At 67.3% G+C, this 18035-nt stretch carries 13 protein-coding genes; 3 read left to right on the top strand and 10 right to left on the bottom strand.

Going from position 1 to position 18035, the window contains the following annotated elements; all coding sequences use genetic code 11:
* The first annotated feature begins 106 nt into the window (after positions 1-106).
* Together metF and ACQG3P_RS16085 are read left to right on the top strand one after the other, a co-directional pair.
* The gene (gene metF, locus ACQG3P_RS16090; RefSeq protein WP_426805610.1) at positions 107-934 is read left to right on the top strand and encodes a methylenetetrahydrofolate reductase [NAD(P)H]; all 828 of its coding nucleotides are present in this window, start codon (positions 107-109) and stop codon (positions 932-934) included.
* Between the two features lie 53 nt (positions 935-987).
* Positions 988-1575 carry a DUF4124 domain-containing protein gene (locus ACQG3P_RS16085; RefSeq protein ID WP_068849258.1) on the top strand — a complete coding sequence of 196 codons (588 nt, stop codon included), beginning with the start codon at positions 988-990 and terminating at the stop codon, positions 1573-1575.
* Here the strand turns inward: ACQG3P_RS16085 and ACQG3P_RS16080 are convergent.
* The 4 genes from ACQG3P_RS16080 to ACQG3P_RS16065 all read right to left on the bottom strand — a co-directional run bounded on the left by ACQG3P_RS16080 (position 1565) and on the right by ACQG3P_RS16065 (position 10428).
* Entirely contained in the window at positions 1565-2521 is a 957-nt protein-coding gene (locus ACQG3P_RS16080) for a Nudix family hydrolase (protein WP_426805609.1), read from the bottom strand. The genes ACQG3P_RS16085 and ACQG3P_RS16080 overlap by 11 nt on opposite strands.
* Positions 2522-2617: 96 nt before the next feature.
* Positions 2618-6277 (bottom strand): autotransporter domain-containing protein, encoded by a 3660-nt coding sequence (locus tag ACQG3P_RS16075; protein WP_426805608.1) that lies wholly within the window; start codon positions 6275-6277, stop codon positions 2618-2620.
* Positions 6278-6577: 300 nt separating this feature from the next.
* Complete coding sequence (gene secA, locus ACQG3P_RS16070) at positions 6578-9313, bottom strand: preprotein translocase subunit SecA (protein WP_093536075.1); 2736 nt, start codon at positions 9311-9313, stop codon at positions 6578-6580.
* Positions 9314-9477: 164 nt separating this feature from the next.
* On the bottom strand, positions 9478-10428 hold the full coding sequence (locus ACQG3P_RS16065; RefSeq protein ID WP_068849249.1) for a M23 family metallopeptidase: 951 nt from the start codon (positions 10426-10428) through the stop codon (positions 9478-9480).
* Positions 10429-10440: 12 nt separating this feature from the next.
* Between ACQG3P_RS16065 and ACQG3P_RS16060 the strand changes: the two genes are divergently transcribed.
* Positions 10441-10881 (top strand): DUF721 domain-containing protein, encoded by a 441-nt coding sequence (locus tag ACQG3P_RS16060; protein ID WP_083214065.1) that lies wholly within the window; start codon positions 10441-10443, stop codon positions 10879-10881.
* 268 nt (positions 10882-11149) lie between these two features.
* Here ACQG3P_RS16060 and lpxC read toward each other — a convergent pair whose 3' ends face one another.
* The 6 genes from lpxC to murC form a co-directional block, all read right to left on the bottom strand.
* Entirely contained in the window at positions 11150-12061 is a 912-nt protein-coding gene (lpxC, locus tag ACQG3P_RS16055) for a UDP-3-O-acyl-N-acetylglucosamine deacetylase (protein ID WP_426805607.1), read from the bottom strand.
* A gap of 173 nt (positions 12062-12234) precedes the next feature.
* A complete protein-coding gene (gene ftsZ, locus ACQG3P_RS16050; protein WP_068849242.1) occupies positions 12235-13461 on the bottom strand; it encodes a cell division protein FtsZ in 1227 nt (408 codons plus the stop codon).
* 161 nt (positions 13462-13622) lie between these two features.
* Positions 13623-14858, bottom strand: coding sequence for a cell division protein FtsA (gene ftsA, locus ACQG3P_RS16045; protein ID WP_068849240.1), 1236 nt, complete (start codon positions 14856-14858; stop codon positions 13623-13625).
* Entirely contained in the window at positions 14855-15601 is a 747-nt protein-coding gene (locus ACQG3P_RS16040) for a cell division protein FtsQ/DivIB (protein ID WP_426805606.1), read from the bottom strand. The genes ftsA and ACQG3P_RS16040 overlap by 4 nt, the downstream gene beginning before the upstream one ends.
* Complete coding sequence (locus tag ACQG3P_RS16035) at positions 15598-16581, bottom strand: D-alanine--D-alanine ligase (protein WP_093536083.1); 984 nt, start codon at positions 16579-16581, stop codon at positions 15598-15600. Before ACQG3P_RS16035 ends, ACQG3P_RS16040 begins: the two co-directional genes overlap by 4 nt.
* Positions 16578-18014, bottom strand: a complete 1437-nt coding sequence (gene murC / locus ACQG3P_RS16030) for a UDP-N-acetylmuramate--L-alanine ligase (RefSeq protein ID WP_426805605.1) — start codon at positions 18012-18014, stop codon at positions 16578-16580. The genes ACQG3P_RS16035 and murC overlap by 4 nt, the downstream gene beginning before the upstream one ends.
* Positions 18015-18035 lie beyond the last annotated feature (21 nt).

The raw sequence follows: 18035 nt of genomic DNA, 5'->3' as shown, positions 1-18035 counted from the left end.
GGGAAGGCCACTTTACGCGCCAGGGTGTAAACGCAACGCCCGCCACCTTTTACATTCATCGCGATGAAGCGATATGATGGACCCACACCCGCTGCCGCCGCCGCCCATGACCGCCCTCAGCTTCGAGTTCTACCCACCCAAGACCGACGACCAGCGCGCCCAGCTCGACCGTACCGCGGCCAAGCTCAAGGCGTACGCGCCGGAATACGTGTCCTGCACGTTCGGCGCCGGCGGCTCGACCCTGAGCTACACCTCCGAAACGGTGCGACACCTCAAGCAGCACCACGGCTTCGACGCCGCGCCGCACCTGTCCTGCGTGGGCGGCAGCCGCGAGGAGATCCGCGAACTGCTCAAGCTGTACCGGGCCATCGGCTGCAGGCGAATCGTGGCGCTGCGCGGCGACCTGCCCTCCGGCATGGGCCATCCCGGCGACCTGCGCTACGCGTCGGAACTGATCGCCTTCATCCGCGCCGAGCACGGCGACGCGTTCCACATCGAGGTCGGCGCCTACCCGGAAACGCACCCGCAATCCGACGACGCGCTGCGCGACCTGAGGTACTTCAAGGCCAAGATCGACGCCGGTGCCGATGCGGCCATCACCCAGTACTTCTTCAATGCCGACGCCTACTTCCACTTCGTCGACGCGGTGCGCAAGCTGGGCGTGGAGGTGCCGATCGTGCCGGGCATCATGCCCATCTCCAACTTCAGCCAGCTGCGCCGCTTCTCCGAACAGTGCGGTGCCGAGATCCCGCGCTGGATCGGCAAGCGCATGCAGGCCTACGGCGACGACGCCGATGCGGTGCGCGCCTTCGGTGCCGAAGTGGTCGCCCAGCTGTGCGAGCGGCTGGTGGCCGGTGGCGCACCGGGCCTGCATTTCTACACCCTCAACCTGGCCAAGCCCACCACCCAGGTATTGAAGCTGCTGGGCCGCTGAACATCGCGCACGCCATTGCTTGCAGATAACGCGCGTCCCGCTACCCTGCTGCGATGAGACCGGTCGTTCCGTTGCTGCTGTCGCTGTGCATGCTGTGCTGGGCCCCCTGGGCGCAGGCACAGGCGCAGCGCGTGAACCGTTGCACGACTGCACAGGGCGAAACGGTGTTCACCGACCGCAGCTGCGATGCGCTGGGCGCGACGGCGCGGATGCCGCCGCGTGGTGATTCGGTGGGCAATACCGGCATCTACCGCGCCGGCTGCGCGCGCCGGTTGAGCGAGCTGACCGGGCAGATCCGCGATGCGGTGAGCCTGCAGGACGTCAACCGGCTGTCGTCGATCTACCTGTGGGGCAACGTCTCCAATGCCGCCGCCAACCAGATCATCGGGCGACTGGAATCGGTGGTGCAGCGGCCCCTGCTGGATATCGCCCCGGTATACCCGGAGGTCGCCGCGCCGACGCCGCTACCGGTCGACCCGAACGCGACCCTGGTCGAGGCAGTGGAAGCGGCCGCGCCGCAGGCCAGCCGGCCGCGGCCGATCGGGCTGCGGCTGGAGCAGACACTCGGTACGACGGCCACGCCGGCGCGGACGGTGTTTGGATTGCGCCGTCAGTACGGCTGTTTCTGGATCACCCTGTAGGCCACAACGCGCGGATGGCGGCGATGCCCTGCGCGCCGTGGCGGCGCGCCTGGGTGATGTCGTCCGGGTGCAGGCCGCCCAGCGCGTACAACGGCAGCGAGACCTGTGCGCGCAGGGTTTCAAAGGCGTCCCAGCCCATCGGCACGCTGCCGGGGTGGCTGTCGGTGGCCTGGACCGGGCCGAGCACGGCGAAGTCACAGCCCAGTCGTTGCGCGGCCTGCAGCTGGGCCAGGTCGTGGCAGGACGCGGCCACCAGCTGGTCGGCCGGCAACGGCCGCGCCTCCAGCTGCAGCAACTGCTCGCCGCCCAGGTGCACGCCGACGCCAAGCCGGCGGGCCAGTTCGATATCGCGGTTCAGCAGCCACTGCACCCCGCCGCGGTGCCGGGCCACGGCCTGTTCGGCCAAGGCGATGCGGGCCGGGCTGTTCGGCGTGCGCAGCTGCACGCGGCGCACGCCCGCCTCCAGCGCACGCGCCAGCCGTGCGTACCAGTCCTGGTGCGCGGCATCCTCGTCGGTGTCCGGTTCGGGGGTGATCAGGTAGCGGTCCGGGTGGCGCAGCGCGGCCACCACCGGCAGATCGGCCGGCGGCATCGAATAGCGCGACAGCTTGTCCGGCGCCACCCAGGTGATGGCCTGGCCTTCGCGGCCGCGCGGTGAGCCCTTCCAGCTGCGGATGTGCCGCACTTCCAGGCGCAGGTGCTTGTCCGGGTAGAGCTGCGGTACGTCCATGATCCAGTCGCCGACCTCGGCCTCGATCCCCAGCTCCTCGCGCAGTTCGCGCACCAGCGCCTGCTCGGAGCTCTCGCCCTCTTCGCGCTTGCCGCCCGGGAATTCCCACAGGCCGGCCATGTCGCGGTTCTCGGTACGGCGGTTGAGCAGGATGCGGCCGCGGGCGTCGGTGATGACGCCGGCCACGACGTGGATCGATCGTTTGGGGGATGGCATGCGACCAGAATGCCCAATCGGCCCGTGCATGCGCAATGCCGTACAGACGAAGGGCCCCATGCGGGGCCCTTCGGGTGGATCAGGAGGCGGGTTCGATCAGAACGTCACGTTCCAGTTCAGCTGGGCCCCCACTTCACGCTGGCCATCGCCGGCACGGCCCTGCGCGAACATCGACAGGCGGCTGTTGTCGGAGGTGTTCAGCGAGATGCCCAGTTCGGCGATGCCCACGTTGCGCGCCAGCGGCAGGCCGCTGACGGTGAAGCTGTCGCTGCCGGCCACGAAGCGGTTGCGCGAGTCGGCACGCAGTTCGCCGGCCGCGTTCTGCCAGGCCAGGCCGGCCTCCAGGCGGGCGCCGTCGGTCTGGCCACCGCTGATGTCCCACGCGGCGCGGATGCCGGCCGTGGCGGTCCAGACCTCATCCTTGCTGGATGCCACCGACAGGGCTGCGGTGCCGCCGGTTTCCGTGGCGGCCTCGCTCGACAGGCGGGTGTAGGCGACGGCCAGGTACGGGCTCAGGGTCAGCGCACTGAGCTGGATGTCCCAACCGCCTTCCGCAAAGGCCTGTACCGAATGAGCGTCATGCTGGCTGCCCAGGCTCTGTTCCCAGGACGTGCCGGCACCCAGTTCACGGCGGGTATCCACATCGTAGTCGGCGTAGCTGGCGCCGCCGTTGATCCAGGCCTGCTCGCCACGGAAGCCGGCGTACAGGCCGCCGTGCACCGCGTCGACCTCGGTGATCGCGTTGCGGTCGCGGATCTGCTGGCGCAGCGATTCCGGGCCACCGGCCACGCCGACGGTCCAGCGGTCGCCGAAGGTCCAGTCGTAGCCCACCATCAGGCCCTGGCGGGTTTCCTGGGTGCGCGAGGCGGTGCCATCGCTGTCCTGGCGCTTGGAGGCGCCGCTGCCGGCCACCCACACCGAGGAGCCGTTGAGCTTGGTGTCCGGCGTCGGGCGCAGGCGCTGGGAGATGCCTTCACGCAGGAAGCGGTCGTCCAGCAGCAGCGCACGGTTGCTGGCGTGCAGTTCGCCGCCGAGGTCATCGAAGGCAACCAGCGCACCGGCCTCATCGAGCATCAGCAGGCCGTTGTAGAGCGCCAGCGCGTCGCCGGACTGCTGCAGCGAATCCAGCGCCGCGGCGGTGGCGCGCTGGTTGCCGGTGACGGCGACGGCGCCGAACACAATCGGCGGGGTAACGCCCGGGGTGCCCGGGAAGCCAGGATCCACCGGGGTGCCGGGGTCCACCGGGGTGCCCGGATCGACGGGCGTGCCCGGATCGACCGGGGTACCCGGGTCGACCGGATCCACCGGGGTCACCGGCGTGTTGACCGCGATGGTCAGCACGACCTGGTTGCCGGTCTGGGTCAGGGTGGGGGTGATGAAGGCCGAGCGCGAGATCACATCGTCGAAGCCGCCATTGATGCCGCCGGCCACGTCGAGGATCGCGTAGGTCTGGCCGTTCTGGTAGCTGGCATTCGGGTCCAGCCCGGTCACGCGCACGCCGGTGGCACCGGTGGTGCCGGCGATGCCGACGCCATGGCCGATGTAGGCCTTGCCGGTGACGGCAACCCGGTCGGACTGGCCGTTGCCAAGCAGGTCCACGTCGTAGAAGGCCTTGTCGGCCACGCTTTCGGGCACCGCGCCCGCGGCATTGATGTACAGGTCACCGTTGATGGTGAGCGTGCCGATGCCGGCATCACCCGGCGACAGCACGCCGCCATTGAACACCTGGGTGGTGCCCACGGTCGCATTGCCGGCGAGCACGCCGCCATTGCGCACGATCACGTTCGAGCTGCGCACCACGCCGGTACTGCTGCCGTAATTGATGGTCTGGTCGAAGCCGGAGTTGCCGTTGAGCACCAGGGTGCCGCCGGTGACCTCGATCTGCTGTGCAGCAGCCTGGCTGGTACCGGTATAGCTGCGCCCGGTGTACATGTCGCCATCGATGCGCAGCGTGCCGCCGTTGACCGTGACCTTGCCCCCGAAGTCGGCCAGGTCGCCGGTCAAGGTGGTGGTGCCGGCCACGCTGGTCACGCCGCCGGTGGTGCCGTTGGTACTGCTGACGGTGTTGGCCAGGCTGATGTCGCCGGTGTGGTTGAACACCAGCGCGCTGAGCGCACCGTCCATGACGATATCGGCCGCGCCCAGTTCGCCGGCCGCTTCGGCCGCCGCCCAGGTCGGGGCGCCATCGGCGACCGACCAGGTTTCCAGGCCGCCGCCCACCACGACAAAGCCCAGGGTGCCCAGCTTGAGGTCCCCGCCGGCGGCAACACGGCCGCCATTGGCCACGTTGAGGATGCCGAACGGTTCGCCGACCAGGTGGCTGCCCACCGTGACGTCGCCGGTGGCCTCAATGGCCGAACCCGCGCCGCTGACGCGGACCTGCTCATCGACCGCGCCGATCTTGAAGGTCATGGTGTTGGCGCCCCCGGACACCAGCAGCGTGTCGGTACCGATCACCGCACCGTCCAGCACGTCCACGCCGGTGCGGATGTCCAGCTCGCCCTGGTTGGTCCAGCGGCTGCCGGCACCGGTGAGGGTGGCGGTACCGGTAGCGCTGAGCGAGTCGCGGATGCGCGCGGTGTTGGACTGGATCTGGCCGCCGTTCTCCACCAGCAGCTGGGTGCTTGCAATGATCCGGTCGCCGCTCAGTACCGAACCGGCGCCGGTCACTTCAATGCGGCCGGTGCGTGCGGCGGTGCTCGGCAGGCCCTGGTTGTCTTCGGCGGTCACGTTGCCGGTCACGGCCACCAGCGCGCCATCTTCGATGCGCAGCAGACCGTCGCCGTTGCCGGACACCCGCAGGGTATCGGTGGTGACCGTCGAACCTGCGCCGGTCACCAGAAGCGAGCCGCTGGCCTCCTGTGCTTCACCGATGCTGACCAGCTGCGACGCCAAGGTGCCGCTGTTGCGGACAATGACTTCGCCCTTGCCACTGGCGGCAGCACCGATGAGCACGTCGCGCCCGGCGGTCACGCCACCATTGTTGATGAACAGCGCGCCGGTACCGCCCTCACCGACGCGCAGGTCATTGCCGGTGACCAGCAGCTGGCCGCCACTGGTGACGTTGATGGTGCCCGTGCTGCCGACCTCGGTACCCACGCTCATGCCAAACGAATCGCCGATAGGCGGTGCCTGCAGCGTGGTCTCCACGCGGGCACCATTGCGGATGGTGAGCATGCCACTGCCTTCGCGACCGACCAGAATCTGGCGGGCGGTAAGCAGTGCGTCGGTGCCATCGACCTGGCCGATGCCGCTGGAACCGGCTGCATAGCCGAACGACAGCGTCGAGCCCAGGGTGGCCTTTGCGCCATCGTAAAGACGCAACGCGCCGGTGCCTGCTTCACCCACGCGCACGACGGCGCTGTTGACGGTCAGCGACGAGGTCGGCCCGAAGATCTGCAGTTCGCCATTGCTGCCGGCAAGCGTACCCAGCGAGACCAGGCCGTTGGAGGTGAACGTGCCGCCGTTGCGCAGCTGGACTTCCACCGCGCCGTTCGGGCCGACGCGGAAACCATCGACATAAGCGCGCGGATCGGTGACGGTCTCGCTCGCATCGAAGTCATACACCGCCGCGAAGGCGGTAGGCAGCGAGGCGGCCGACAGGCCGAGCGCAACCAGCATGGCAGCGCTCAGCGGCGAACGCCGGCGGCGGCTGTCGGTCGCGGGAGAGGAGGAAGAGGGGGACGTGGCGAGTTCGGACGCGACCTGCATCAGGCCGGTGGTGCGGTTGAACACCAGGCGATAAATCCTGTTCATGAAACTCCATGGATGGCGACTCAGGGGAAACGCGACGCTGCCGCAGCCTGCGGAGCGCAATGCGCGTCGAGCCTGCCCCGAATGCAATGCATTCGCGACAGCGCTGAACACGTTAACCCTCTGTCGTATCCCCGCCCGTGGGTCGCATCTGACACTCGCGTGGGGATGCGCCACGCTTCTGTGTCAGGTTTCTCTGAAAGGTCCGCATTGGCGACATCGGTCACAGAACGATGCCCACAAGCATTCGCGCCGTGCAGACAAAGATCAAAAAAAACCCCGCTTTCGCGGGGTTTTTTCTGATCAGCTCAACTGGCCGTGGCAGTGCTTGTACTTCTTGCCGCTGCCGCAGGGGCACGGATCGTTGCGGCCGACCTTGGGCTCTTCGCGGGTCACCTGGCCGACGACGCCGTTGCGCTGGGCTTCCACGTCCGCTGCCTCTTCATCGGCGCCGTAGCCGCCCACGTTCTGGTGCTGGAACTGCGACTGCAGCAGGCGCGCTTCGGCCTGCTGGCGTTCGGCCGCTTCCAGCGCCGCCACCTCTTCTTCGCTGCGGATGCGCACGCGGGCCAGCAGGGTCACCACTTCGCGCTTGACGTTCTCCAGCATTTCCGAGAACAGCTCGAAGGCTTCCTTCTTGTATTCCTGCTTGGGCTGCTTCTGTGCGTAACCGCGCAGGTAGATGCCCTGGCGCAGGTAATCCATGCGGGCCAGGTGCTCCTTCCAGCTCTGGTCGAGCACGGTCAGCATGACGTGCTTCTCCAGCGCGCGCATGGTCTCTTCGCCGACGCCGGCTTCCTTCTGCTCGAAGTGCTCGTCCACGCGGGCCTGCACCTTGTTGGCGATGGCTTCGGCGTCGAGTTCTTCGTGCTGCTTGACCAGGCCGGTGACGTCCATCTGCACGCCCAGGTCGGAGGCCAAGGTGGCTTCCAGGCCCGGCAGGTCCCACTGTTCGTCGATCGAGTTCGGCGGCACGAAGCGGGCCACGATGTCGTAGATCACATCGCCGCGGATGCCGTCGACGTTGTCCTTCACCGACTCGGCGTCCAGCAGCTCATCGCGCTGGGCGTAGATCACCTTGCGCTGGTCGTTGTTGACGTCGTCGAAGTCCAGCAGGTTCTTGCGGATGTCGAAGTTGTGCGCTTCGACCTTGCGCTGCGCCTTTTCGATCTGGCGGCTGACCAGGCGGTCTTCGATGACGTCGTCTTCCTTCATGCCCATCATGCGCATCGCCTTCTGGACCCAGTCCGAGGCGAAGATGCGCATCAGGTTGTCTTCCAGCGACAGGTAGAAGCGGGACGAACCCGGGTCACCCTGTCGGCCGGAACGGCCACGCAGCTGGTTGTCGATGCGGCGCGATTCGTGGCGTTCGGTGCCCACGATGTGCAGGCCGCCGGCGGCCTTGACCTGGTCGTGGCGGACCTGCCAGTCGGCCTTGACCTTGGCGCGCTGCTCGGCGGTGGCATCTTCGCCCAGCGCGTGCAGCTCCGCTTCGTGCGAACCGCCCAGCACGATGTCGGTACCACGGCCGGCCATGTTGGTGGCGATGGTCACCGCACCGGGCATGCCGGCGTTGGCGATGATGGTCGCTTCGCGGTCATGCTGCTTGGCGTTGAGCACTTCGTGGTGCACGCCGGCCTTGCGCAGGTGCTCGGACAGCATTTCCGAGGTTTCGATCGAGGTGGTGCCGACCAGCACGGGCTGGCCGCGCTTGTTGCATTCCTGGATGTCGGCCAGCACGGCGTTGAACTTGCCGTTGCGGTTGAGGAACACCTGGTCCGGCGAGTCCTTGCGGATGGTCGGGCGGTTGGTCGGGATGACCACCACTTCCAGGCCGTAGATGCTCTGGAATTCGTAGGCTTCGGTGTCGGCCGTACCGGTCATGCCGGACAGCTTCTTGTACATGCGGAACAGGTTCTGGAAGGTGATGCTCGCCAGCGTCTGGTTCTCGCGCTGGACCGGCACGCCTTCCTTCGCTTCCACCGCCTGGTGCAGGCCATCGGACCAGCGGCGGCCAGCCAGGGTACGGCCGGTGAATTCGTCCACGATCACCACTTCGCCATCGCGCACGATGTAATCCACGTCGCGCTGGTAGATGGCATGCGCGCGCAGGGCGGCATTGAGGTGGTGGACCACGGTGAGGTTCTGCGCCGCGTACAGGCCTTCGGTTTCGGCGCTGAGGATGCCGGCTTCGACCAGCAGCTGTTCGGCGTGCTCCATGCCCGCTTCGGACAGGTGCACCTGCTTGCCCTTCTCATCGACCCAGAAATCGCCCTCGCCTTCTTCGGCTTCCTGGCGGATCAGGCTGGGCACCACGCGGTTGACGCGGATGTACAGCTCCGGGGAATCGTCGGCCGGGCCGGAGATGATCAGCGGGGTACGCGCTTCGTCGATCAGGATCGAGTCGACTTCGTCGACGATGGCGTAGTGCAGGCCACGCTGGTAACGGTCGGCCCGCGACAGCGCCATGTTGTCGCGCAGGTAGTCGAAGCCGAATTCGTTGTTGGTGCCGTAGGTGATGTCGCTGGCATAGGCCTCGCGCTTGTCGCTGTGCGGCATGCCCGGGTAGACCACGCCGACGCTCATGCCCAACCAGTTGTACAACTTGCCCATCTGCGCCGAGTCGCGGCGGGCCAGGTAGTCGTTCACGGTGACCACGTGGACGCCCTTGCCTTCCAGCGCGTTCAGGTACACCGGCAGCGTCGCCACCAGGGTCTTGCCTTCACCGGTGCGCATTTCGGCGATCTTGCCCAGGTGCAGGACCATGCCGCCGATCAGCTGGACGTCGTAGTGGCGCATGCCGAGCACGCGGCGGCTGGCTTCACGGCAGACCGCGAAGGCTTCCGGGAGCACCTTGTCCAGGGCTTCACCGTCGGCGATGCGCTGCTTGAACTCCGGGGTCTTGGCCTTGAGCTGCTCGTCGGAGAGCTTTTCGATGTCCGGCTCCAACGCATTGATCTTGGCGACGATGCGGTTGAGCTGGCGCAGCTGGCGTTCGTTACGACTGCCAAAGACGCGGGTAAGCAGGCTGTTGATCATTGAAGGAACCGGTTGGAATGAGACGCCCCAACGGCGACGCTCCCTCAGGAGCCGCCCGCCGCAAACGAATCAGGGCGCATCGCGCCCTGTCTATGGCAACACCCATTGTAGCTTGGGACGAGGGCACTTGGTTTCAAGCGCCCGCGATCCGCCAGATGGCGCCCTCAGCCGCGGGAAACCCGCCCGACCGGGGTGTTGCCGCCATCGCCCAGGAACTTGCGCGGGTTGACCACCTGGCCGCGTTCCCAGACCTCGAAGTGCACGTGGGCACCGGTGGAACGGCCCGTGGAACCGGCCTTGGCCACTTCCTGGCCGGCCCGCACCAGATCGCCCGGCTTCACCACCAGGCGCGAATTGTGCGCATAGCGGGTCACGTAGCCGTTGCCGTGGTCCACGTCGACCACGTTGCCGTAGCCGCCCTTCACGCCGGCGAAGCTGACCACGCCATCGGCCACGGCCATGACCGGGTCGCCGACCTTGGCATGGAAGTCGATGCCCTTGTGGTTGCCGCGACCGCGACCGAACGGGTCGTTGCGACCACCAAAGCTGGAGGTGATGTAGCTGTTGCGGATCGGCATGCGACCCGGCACGGCGTCCTGCTCCAGCTGGTGGTCGAACATCAGCGATTCCATCACCGACAACTGGCGGCCTGAAGCAGCGAAGCGCTGCTCCAGCACCTGTAAGTCGGCGTTGACCGCGCTGACCGGGATGTCCTGGGTCGGGCCAGGCTCGCCTTCACCGAGGCCGGGGGTCTCGTTGAAGTCGAACTCGCCGTCTTCCAGCTTGCCCATCTGGGTGAGCCGTTCGCCCAGCGCATTGAGCCGGGTCGCCTGCGCCTGCAGCTCGCCCATGCGGGCGGCCAGGGCGTTGACCTGGGTCTGGGCGTCCTTGCGGGCCTGCGCCAGGTCGCGTTCCTGCTGGGCGACCTTGGCGTGGAGCCGGGAATCGTTGAACATGCTGCCACCCAGACCGGCACCGAAGCCGATCAGGCAGCCCAGCCCGAGTACGCTGCCCAGCAGGGCGCGGGGCCTGTCCTCGAAGTAGAAACGCAAACGCGCCAGCGGCGTCTTGGCCTGTCCTTCACGCGTTTTGATTACGATCTTTTTGAATGCCATCAGTGAGTTTTCATGTCTGAGCCGAAATCCAGTGCCCGTCCTGCGTCAACGCCGAAGCCGGCGCTGGATGCAGTCATGGGTGACAAAGCTGGCAATCCGCTGCGTCGTGCCCTGTGGCTCGATGCGCTGGACCGTCAGTTGCGCCCCCATTTGCCGCCCACCCTGGCCACCCGTTGCCGGTTGGCGAATGTGAACGGCGAACACCTCGTTTTTCTCGTCGAATCCCCTGTCTGGCACGCCAAAGTGCGGCTTGCCGAGGCTCAGTTGATCGACGCGGCCCGGTCCATCGGGCTGAAGGTCACCAAGGTGACCGTCAAAACCGCGGCTGCCGCTCCTCCACGCTCCCCAGCGATCGATAACAGGAATGGCCCCCACGCAGTTTCAGCCGCCACGCACAAAGGGCTACGCGACGCGTTGGCCTGTCTAAAGGACGTGGATTCGACCAGGTCCTGAAGCCATCGGGGCATCCCGCCCCTTCCCTACCGTCGTCACGATCACGTGAATCTGGTTGGGAGCCGGCGGCCATCGTAGCCGTGCTGGGTCGTCCAGTCGTTAGTCTTTTATTAAAAGTTCGTTAAATTCAGCTCAGAACCGGATCGGGTTCACAAAAACGTGACCCAGGTACGTACACGGTTCATTGACGTCAACGTCACGCCGCTCATACCGCCGAAAACGCCGAACGGCGCCCAAGGCGCCGTTCTTTCCCAATCATTTCAACGGGTTATGCGTATGCGGGGACGCCGTAGACGACCGGCGCTGCGCTACTGGGTGCGTCGTAGCTCACCCACTCCCAGGCGGTTGCATCGGCCAGCAGGGCCCGCACCAGCTTGTTGTTGAGCGCGTGGCCGGACTTGAAGCCCTCGTAGGCGCCCAGCACCTGGCCGCCGGCCAGGTACAGGTCACCGATCGCGTCGAGGATCTTGTGGCGCACGAATTCGTCGGCGTAACGCAGGCCGTCGTCGTTGAGCACGCGGAATTCGTCGAGCACGATGGCGTTGTCCATCGAACCGCCCAGGCCCAGGTTGCGCTCGCGCATGTACTCCAGGTCACGCATGAACCCGAAGGTGCGCGCGCGGGAGATTTCCTTGGTGTAGGCGGCGGTGGAGAACTCGATCTCGGCGCGCGACTGCTTGGCCGGGATCATCGGGTGGTCGAACTGGATCGTGAAACCGAGCTTGTAGCCTTCATACGGCTCGAAGCGGGCGACCTTGTCGCCTTCGGTGACTTCCACGGTCTTGAGAATGCGGATGAAACGCTTGGGCGCGTCCTGTTCGGCGATGCCCGCCGACTGCAGCAGGAACACGAACGGGCCCGAGGAACCGTCCATGATCGGCAGCTCGGCCGAGGACAGCTCCACGATGATGTTGTCCACACCCAGGCCGGCCAGGGCCGACATCAGGTGTTCGACAGTCTGGATCTTGGCGTCGTTGCAGGTCAGCCCGGTGCACAGGGTTACTTCGGTGACCAGGTCGGCACGGGCTGGCACCTCCACCACCGGGTCCAGGTCCACGCGCCGGAACACGATGCCATGGTTGACCGGTGCCGGGCGCAGGGTCATGTAGACCTTGTCACCGCTGTGCAGGCCAACGCCGGTGGCGCGGATCGTGTTCTTGAGGGTGCGTTGCGGAATCATGGGGGCCAGCCGGGGGAAAGCGCGCAGTCAACGCGACAGTGACAAACAAGAATAACACGCACTACCACCGCTCCTTTCTGAACCGGGGGCGGCAGACTGCCGGGCCTATCCTGGCCCGGCAGCAAGGGACATGGAGGCGCTTACCGGGGAGGACAAGACCCCGGCCGCGTTCCTCAGTCCGCCTGGCGGCGCAGGAACGCCGGGATGTCCAGGTAATCGTTGGGCAGCTCAGCCGCGGCCGGACCCGAGGCCGACGGTGCGGACGGGGCCACGGTGTCGGCGCTCGGACGGCGCAGGCCCAGGCCCATGCCGCCGACGGCCTTGGAGACAGCGTCGCCGCCGTTGTCGAAATCACCGAATTCCGGCTGGCCGGTGGTGGCGTTGCGGACCAGCTTGATCGGCGCGCGCTCGCCCGGACGCTGGGACTTGGCGGCCACGGCACGGTTCAGGCCGGTCGCAACCACGGTGACACGGACTTCGTCCTGCATGTCCGGATCCAGCACGGTACCGACCACCACGGTGGCGTCTTCGGAGGCGAAGCCATCGATGGTACGGCCAATCTCGTCGAACTCGGCCATGGTGAAGTCGGCGCCGGCGGTGATGTTGACCAGGATGCCGTTGGCACCGGCCAGGTTCACATCGTCCAGCAGCGGGTTCTGGATGGCGGCTTCGGCGGCGGCCTGGGCGCGGTCATCGCCACGGGCGGTGCCGGTACCCATCATCGCCAGGCCCATTTCGGACATGACGGTGCGCACGTCGGCGAAGTCGACGTTGATCAGGCCCGGGCGCACGATCAGGTCGGCGATGCCCTGCACGGCGCCCTGGAGGACGTCGTTGGCGGCACGGAAGGCCTGGATCATGGTGGCGTTGCGGCCCAGCACGGTGATCAGCTTTTCGTTCGGAATGGTGATCAGCGAGTCGCAGTGCTGGCTCAGCTCCTCGATGCCCTTCAGCGCGACCTGCATGCGGCGGCGGCCTTCGAACGGGAACGGCTTGGTGACCACGGCGACGGTCAGGATGCCCATCTCCTTGGCCAGCTGTGCCACCACCGGTGCAGCGCCGGTGCCGGTGCCGCCGCCCATGCCGGCGGTGATGAACACCATGTCCGCACCCTGCAGGGCGTCCATGATGCGCTCGCGGTCTTCCAGCGCGGCCTGGCGGCCCACTTCCGGATTCGCGCCTGCGCCCAGGCCCTTGGTGACGTTGGTACCCAGCTGCAGCTGCAGCTTGGCACCGCAATTCTTGATGGCCTGCGAGTCGGTGTTGGCGGTGATGAATTCCACGCCGTCCACGCTGGTGCTGACCATGTGCGCCACGGCGTTGCCGCCGCCGCCGCCCACGCCGATCACCTTGATCACCGCATTGGGTGCCATCTTCTCAATCAGTTCGAAATGCGCCATGTCCGTGTCCTCGTTGTATCCGCTTGTGGTTGGCATGGGCGTGTTGGCGTCCTGCCTTCGCGCTGCATGTTGCCGTTGCGGCTGTGTGGGTTGTGTGTTGCTTTTCTGTTGCGCCGGCGGGGGCCGGTTTGAAACACGCGTCGCCGCGTTCTGGTGCCGCGTCAGAACTCGCCGCGGAACCAGGTTTTCAATTTGTTGAACATGCTGCCTGCGCGCCCGGTGGGCAGCGACGGGCGGCGCGGGTGTTCGATCTGGCTGCCCATCAGCAGCAAGCCCACGCCGGTGGCGTGCACCGGGTTGCCGACCACTTCGCCCAGCCCCGTGACGTGCTGCGGAATGCCAACGCGTACCGGCATCTGCAGCATTTCCTCGGCCAGTTCGACCACGCCTTCCATCTTCGAGGCACCGCCGGTGAGCACCATGCCGGCGCGCACCAGTTCCTCGAAGCCGGAACGGCGCAGTTCGGCCTGCACCATCTCGAAGATTTCCTCGTAACGGCCCTGCACTGCCTGCGCCAGCGCGTGGCGCGGCATGCGGCGCGGCGGACGGTCGCCCACGCTGGGCACCTGGATGCTTTCCTCGGCGGTGGCCAGCTGGGCCAGCGCGCACGCGTAGCGCACCTTGATCTGCTCGGCTTCCGGGGTGGGCGTGCGCAGCATGTGCGCGATGTCGTTGGTGACGTGGTCGCCGGCGATCGGCAGCGAGGCGGTGTGGCAGATCGCGCCCTGCACGAACACGGCCAGGTCGGTGGTGCCGGCGCCCATGTCGACCAGCACCACGCCCAGTTCGCGCTCGTCGGCGGTCAGCACGGCCACGCTGGAGGCCAGCGAGGACAGGACCAGGTCATCCACCTGCAGGCCGCAGCGCTGCACGCACTTGCTGATGTTGGCCGCGGCCGACTGCGCGCATACCACCAGGTGCGCATGCACCTCCAAGCGCACGCCGGTCATGCCAACCGGGTTGCGGATGCCTTCCTGAGAATCGTCCAGCACGTATTCGCGCGGGATCGCGTGCAGGATCTTCTGGTCGGCCGGGATCGCCACGGCCTTGGCCGCATCCAGCACGCGGTCCAGGTCGCCCCAGGTCACCTCACCGTCGCGGATCGGCACGATCCCCGGCGAGTTCTTGCACTGCACATGGTTGCCGGAGATGGAGGCATACACCGAGCGGATCTCGCAGCCGGCCATCAGCTCGGCCTCTTCGACCGCGCGCTGGATCGACTGCACGGTCGATTCGATGTCCACCACCACGCCGCGCTTGAGGCCGCGCGACTCATGCGAACCGATGCCGATCACCTCGATGGGATTGCCCGGCGAGTACTCGCCGACCAGCGCCACCACCTTGGAGGTGCCGATATCGAGCCCGACGATCAGCGATTTGTCACCCTTGCGATTCATGTCCTGTCCTGCGTGCGTTGCGCCACATTGGCCGGCGTGGCCGGGGCCGGGGGAGTACCCCAGCTCAGCGTGAAACCATTGGTATAACGGAGGTCGGCGCGTTCGATCGGCGCCTGCTGGTTGGCCAGCTGCGGCAGCACGCGCACGAAGCGCTGCAGGCGCGAGCGCGCGTCATCGCGGCCGACCACCACTTCGGTGCCGTTGCTCAGCTGCAGCGACCAGCTGCCGCGCGCATCCATGCTGACCCGGGTGACATCCACCCCGGCCGGCGCGAACAGCGCGCGTGCGTCGTTGTACAGCGCCACCACTTCTTCGGTCTGCGTGTCCGGGCCATCCAGGTCCGGCAATGCCAGGTCCTGCAGCTTCTGCGGGGTGGCGAACAGCTTGCCCTGCTCGGACAGCAGCCGGTCCTTGCCCCAGCGCGCGAACGGCTTGTGCTCGACCAGGGTGATTTCCAGCACGTCGGGCCACTGCTTGCGCACCTGCGCGCTTTCCACCCATGGCAGCTTTTCGATGGCGTCCTGCGCGTCCTGCAGCTTTACCGCGAAGAAGCCGGACTTCGCATACGGCAGCACCACCTGCTGCAGCTGCTCGGCGGGCACTCGCTTGAATTCACCGTGCACGCGCAGCTTGGCCAACGGCCAGCGTTCGGCACCGACCCAGCCGTTGAGCACCGCCACCACGGGCAGCGCTACCAGCGACAGGGCCAGCAGCCAGACGAAGATGCGCAGCACCGCGTTCATGCGTAGGTGGCCTCCGAGGTGCCGAAGCCTTGCGGCAACGTCTGTTCCAGCACGCGCCAGACCAGCTCTTCGAACCCGATGCCGGCCTGGCCAGCCGCCTTGGGCACCAGCGAATGGCTGGTCATGCCCGGCGCGGTGTTCACTTCGAGCAGGTAGAACGCGCCGCTGTTGCGGTCGCGCATCACGTCAACGCGACCCCAGCCACGGCAGCCGGCGGCGCGGAACGCAGCCAGCGCGATCCGGCGGATCTCCGCTTCGTCATCGCCTTCCAGGCCCGGGCACAGGTACTGCGTGTCTTCAGCGATGTACTTGGCGTTGTAGTCGTACCACTGGCCCTTGGGCACGATGCGGATCGACGGCAGCGCCTGGTCGCCGAGGATGCCCACGGTGAGTTCGTCGCCGACCACCATCTGCTCCATCAGCAGCTGGCCGTCGTAGCGGGCCGCCAGGGCGACCGCCTCATCCAGGCCAGCCTCGTCGGTGACCCGGCTGATGCCGACGCTGGAGCCTTCGTTGGCCGGCTTGACCACCACCGGCAGGCCGAGTTCGGCCGCCAGCGCATGGACATTGGTGCTGTCCACCTTCCGGTATTGCGGGGTGGGCAGGCCCAGCGACAGCCATACCTGCTTGGTGCGGATCTTGTCCATGCCCAGCGCCGAACCGAGCACGTCCGAACCGGTGTACGGCACGCCGAAGGCTTCCATCAGCCCCTGCACGATGCCGTCCTCACCGCCGCCGTTGTGGCCGTGCAGGATGTTGAACACGCGGTCGAAGCGCTTTTCCACCAGCGCCAGGGCCAGGGCCGGAATGCCGTCCACCGCGGTGGCGTTGACACCGCGCGCGCGCAGCGCCTCGATCACGTTGCGGCCGGAATCCAGCGACACTTCGCGTTCGCTGGAGGTGCCGCCCAGCAGCACGGCAACGCGGCCGAACACGGCCGGGTCGGTGGTGCGCAGCGGCGGGAAGGTCAGCGTGCTCATGCGGCGGGTGCCTCGTTGAAGCCTTCGGTGGCGACCAGGTGGGCAACGTGGCCGATGTCGCCCGCGCCCATCATCAGCAGCAGGTCACCGTCCTGCAGCACGTCAGGCAGCACGTGCTGCAGTTCGGCCGCCTGGCCGACCACGACCGGTTCGCTGCGGCCGCGCGCGCGGATGGCGCGGGCCAGCGAGCGCGAATCGGCGCCGGGGATCGGCGCTTCGCCGGCCGGGTAGACCTCGCTCAACACCAGCGCATCCACTTCGGACAGCACCGCGGCGAACGCGTCGAACTGGTCACGGGTACGGCTGTAGCGGTGCGGCTGGAACGCCACCACCAGGCGCTGCGACGGCCAGCCGCCACGCGCGGCGGCGAACACCGCAGCCAGCTCACGTGGGTGATGGCCGTAGTCGTCGATCACGCGCACCTTGGCGCCGGTGCGGGTGGTGACGATGCCCAGGTCGTTGAAGCGGCGACCGATGCCAGCGAAGCTTTCCAGCGCGCGGGCGATCGCATCCGGGGCCACGCCCAGCTGCCAGCCCACCGCAGCGGCGGCCAGCGCGTTGAGCACGTTGTGCGCGCCCGGCAGCGCCAGGGTCACCGGGTAGCTGCTGCCTTCGGGCAGACGCAGGGTGAAGCGCATGCGCGGCCCATCCTGGACCACGTCTTCGGCGCGCACGTCCGCATTGCTGCTCATGCCGTAGCTCATGACATGGCGCGGGGTCTGCGCGGCCAGCGCGGCCACTTCCGGGTCGTCGATGCACAGCACCGCCAGCCCATAGAACGGCAGGCGCTGCAGGAATTCGGCAAAGGCGGCCTGCACGCGGGAGAAGTCGTTGCCGTAGTTTTCCAGGTGGTCCGCATCAATGTTGGTGATCACCGACACCAGTGGATTCAGGCGCAGGAAGCTGCCATCGCTTTCGTCGGCTTCGGCCACCAGCCACTGGCCACTGCCGAGCTTGGCGTTGGCACCGGCGGCCAGCAGCTGGCCACCGATCACGAAGGTCGGGTCCAGCCCGCCTTCGCTCAGCACCGCCGCGGTCAGGCTGGTGGTGGTGGTCTTCCCGTGCGTGCCGGCCACGGCAATGCCGCGGCGGAAGCGCATCAGCTCGGCCAGCATGGCTGCGCGCGGCATGATCGGAATGCGCTGGCTGCGCGCTTCCATCAGTTCGGGGTTGTCCTCGCGGATCGCGCTGGACACCACCACGCAGTCGGTGCCCAGCACATTGGCGGCCGAATGGCCGCGCATCACGCGCGCGCCCAGCCCTGCCAGGCGACGGGTGGCGGCGTTGTCGGCGTTGTCCGAACCGGACACCTCATACCCCAGCGTCAGCATCACTTCGGCGATGCCGCTCATGCCGGTGCCACCGATGCCGACGAAGTGCACGCGCGGGAAGGCGCGTACCAGGTCATTGGTGTCGTGCAGGCGGCGGATCATGCGCGGCCTCGCGTAACGGTG

Origin of the sequence: Stenotrophomonas sp. SrG, assembly GCF_050031795.1 — a bacterium.
GTDB classification, from domain to species: Bacteria; Pseudomonadota; Gammaproteobacteria; order Xanthomonadales; family Xanthomonadaceae; genus Stenotrophomonas; species Stenotrophomonas rhizophila_A.
This window is presented reverse-complemented; position numbering and strand designations above follow the sequence as displayed.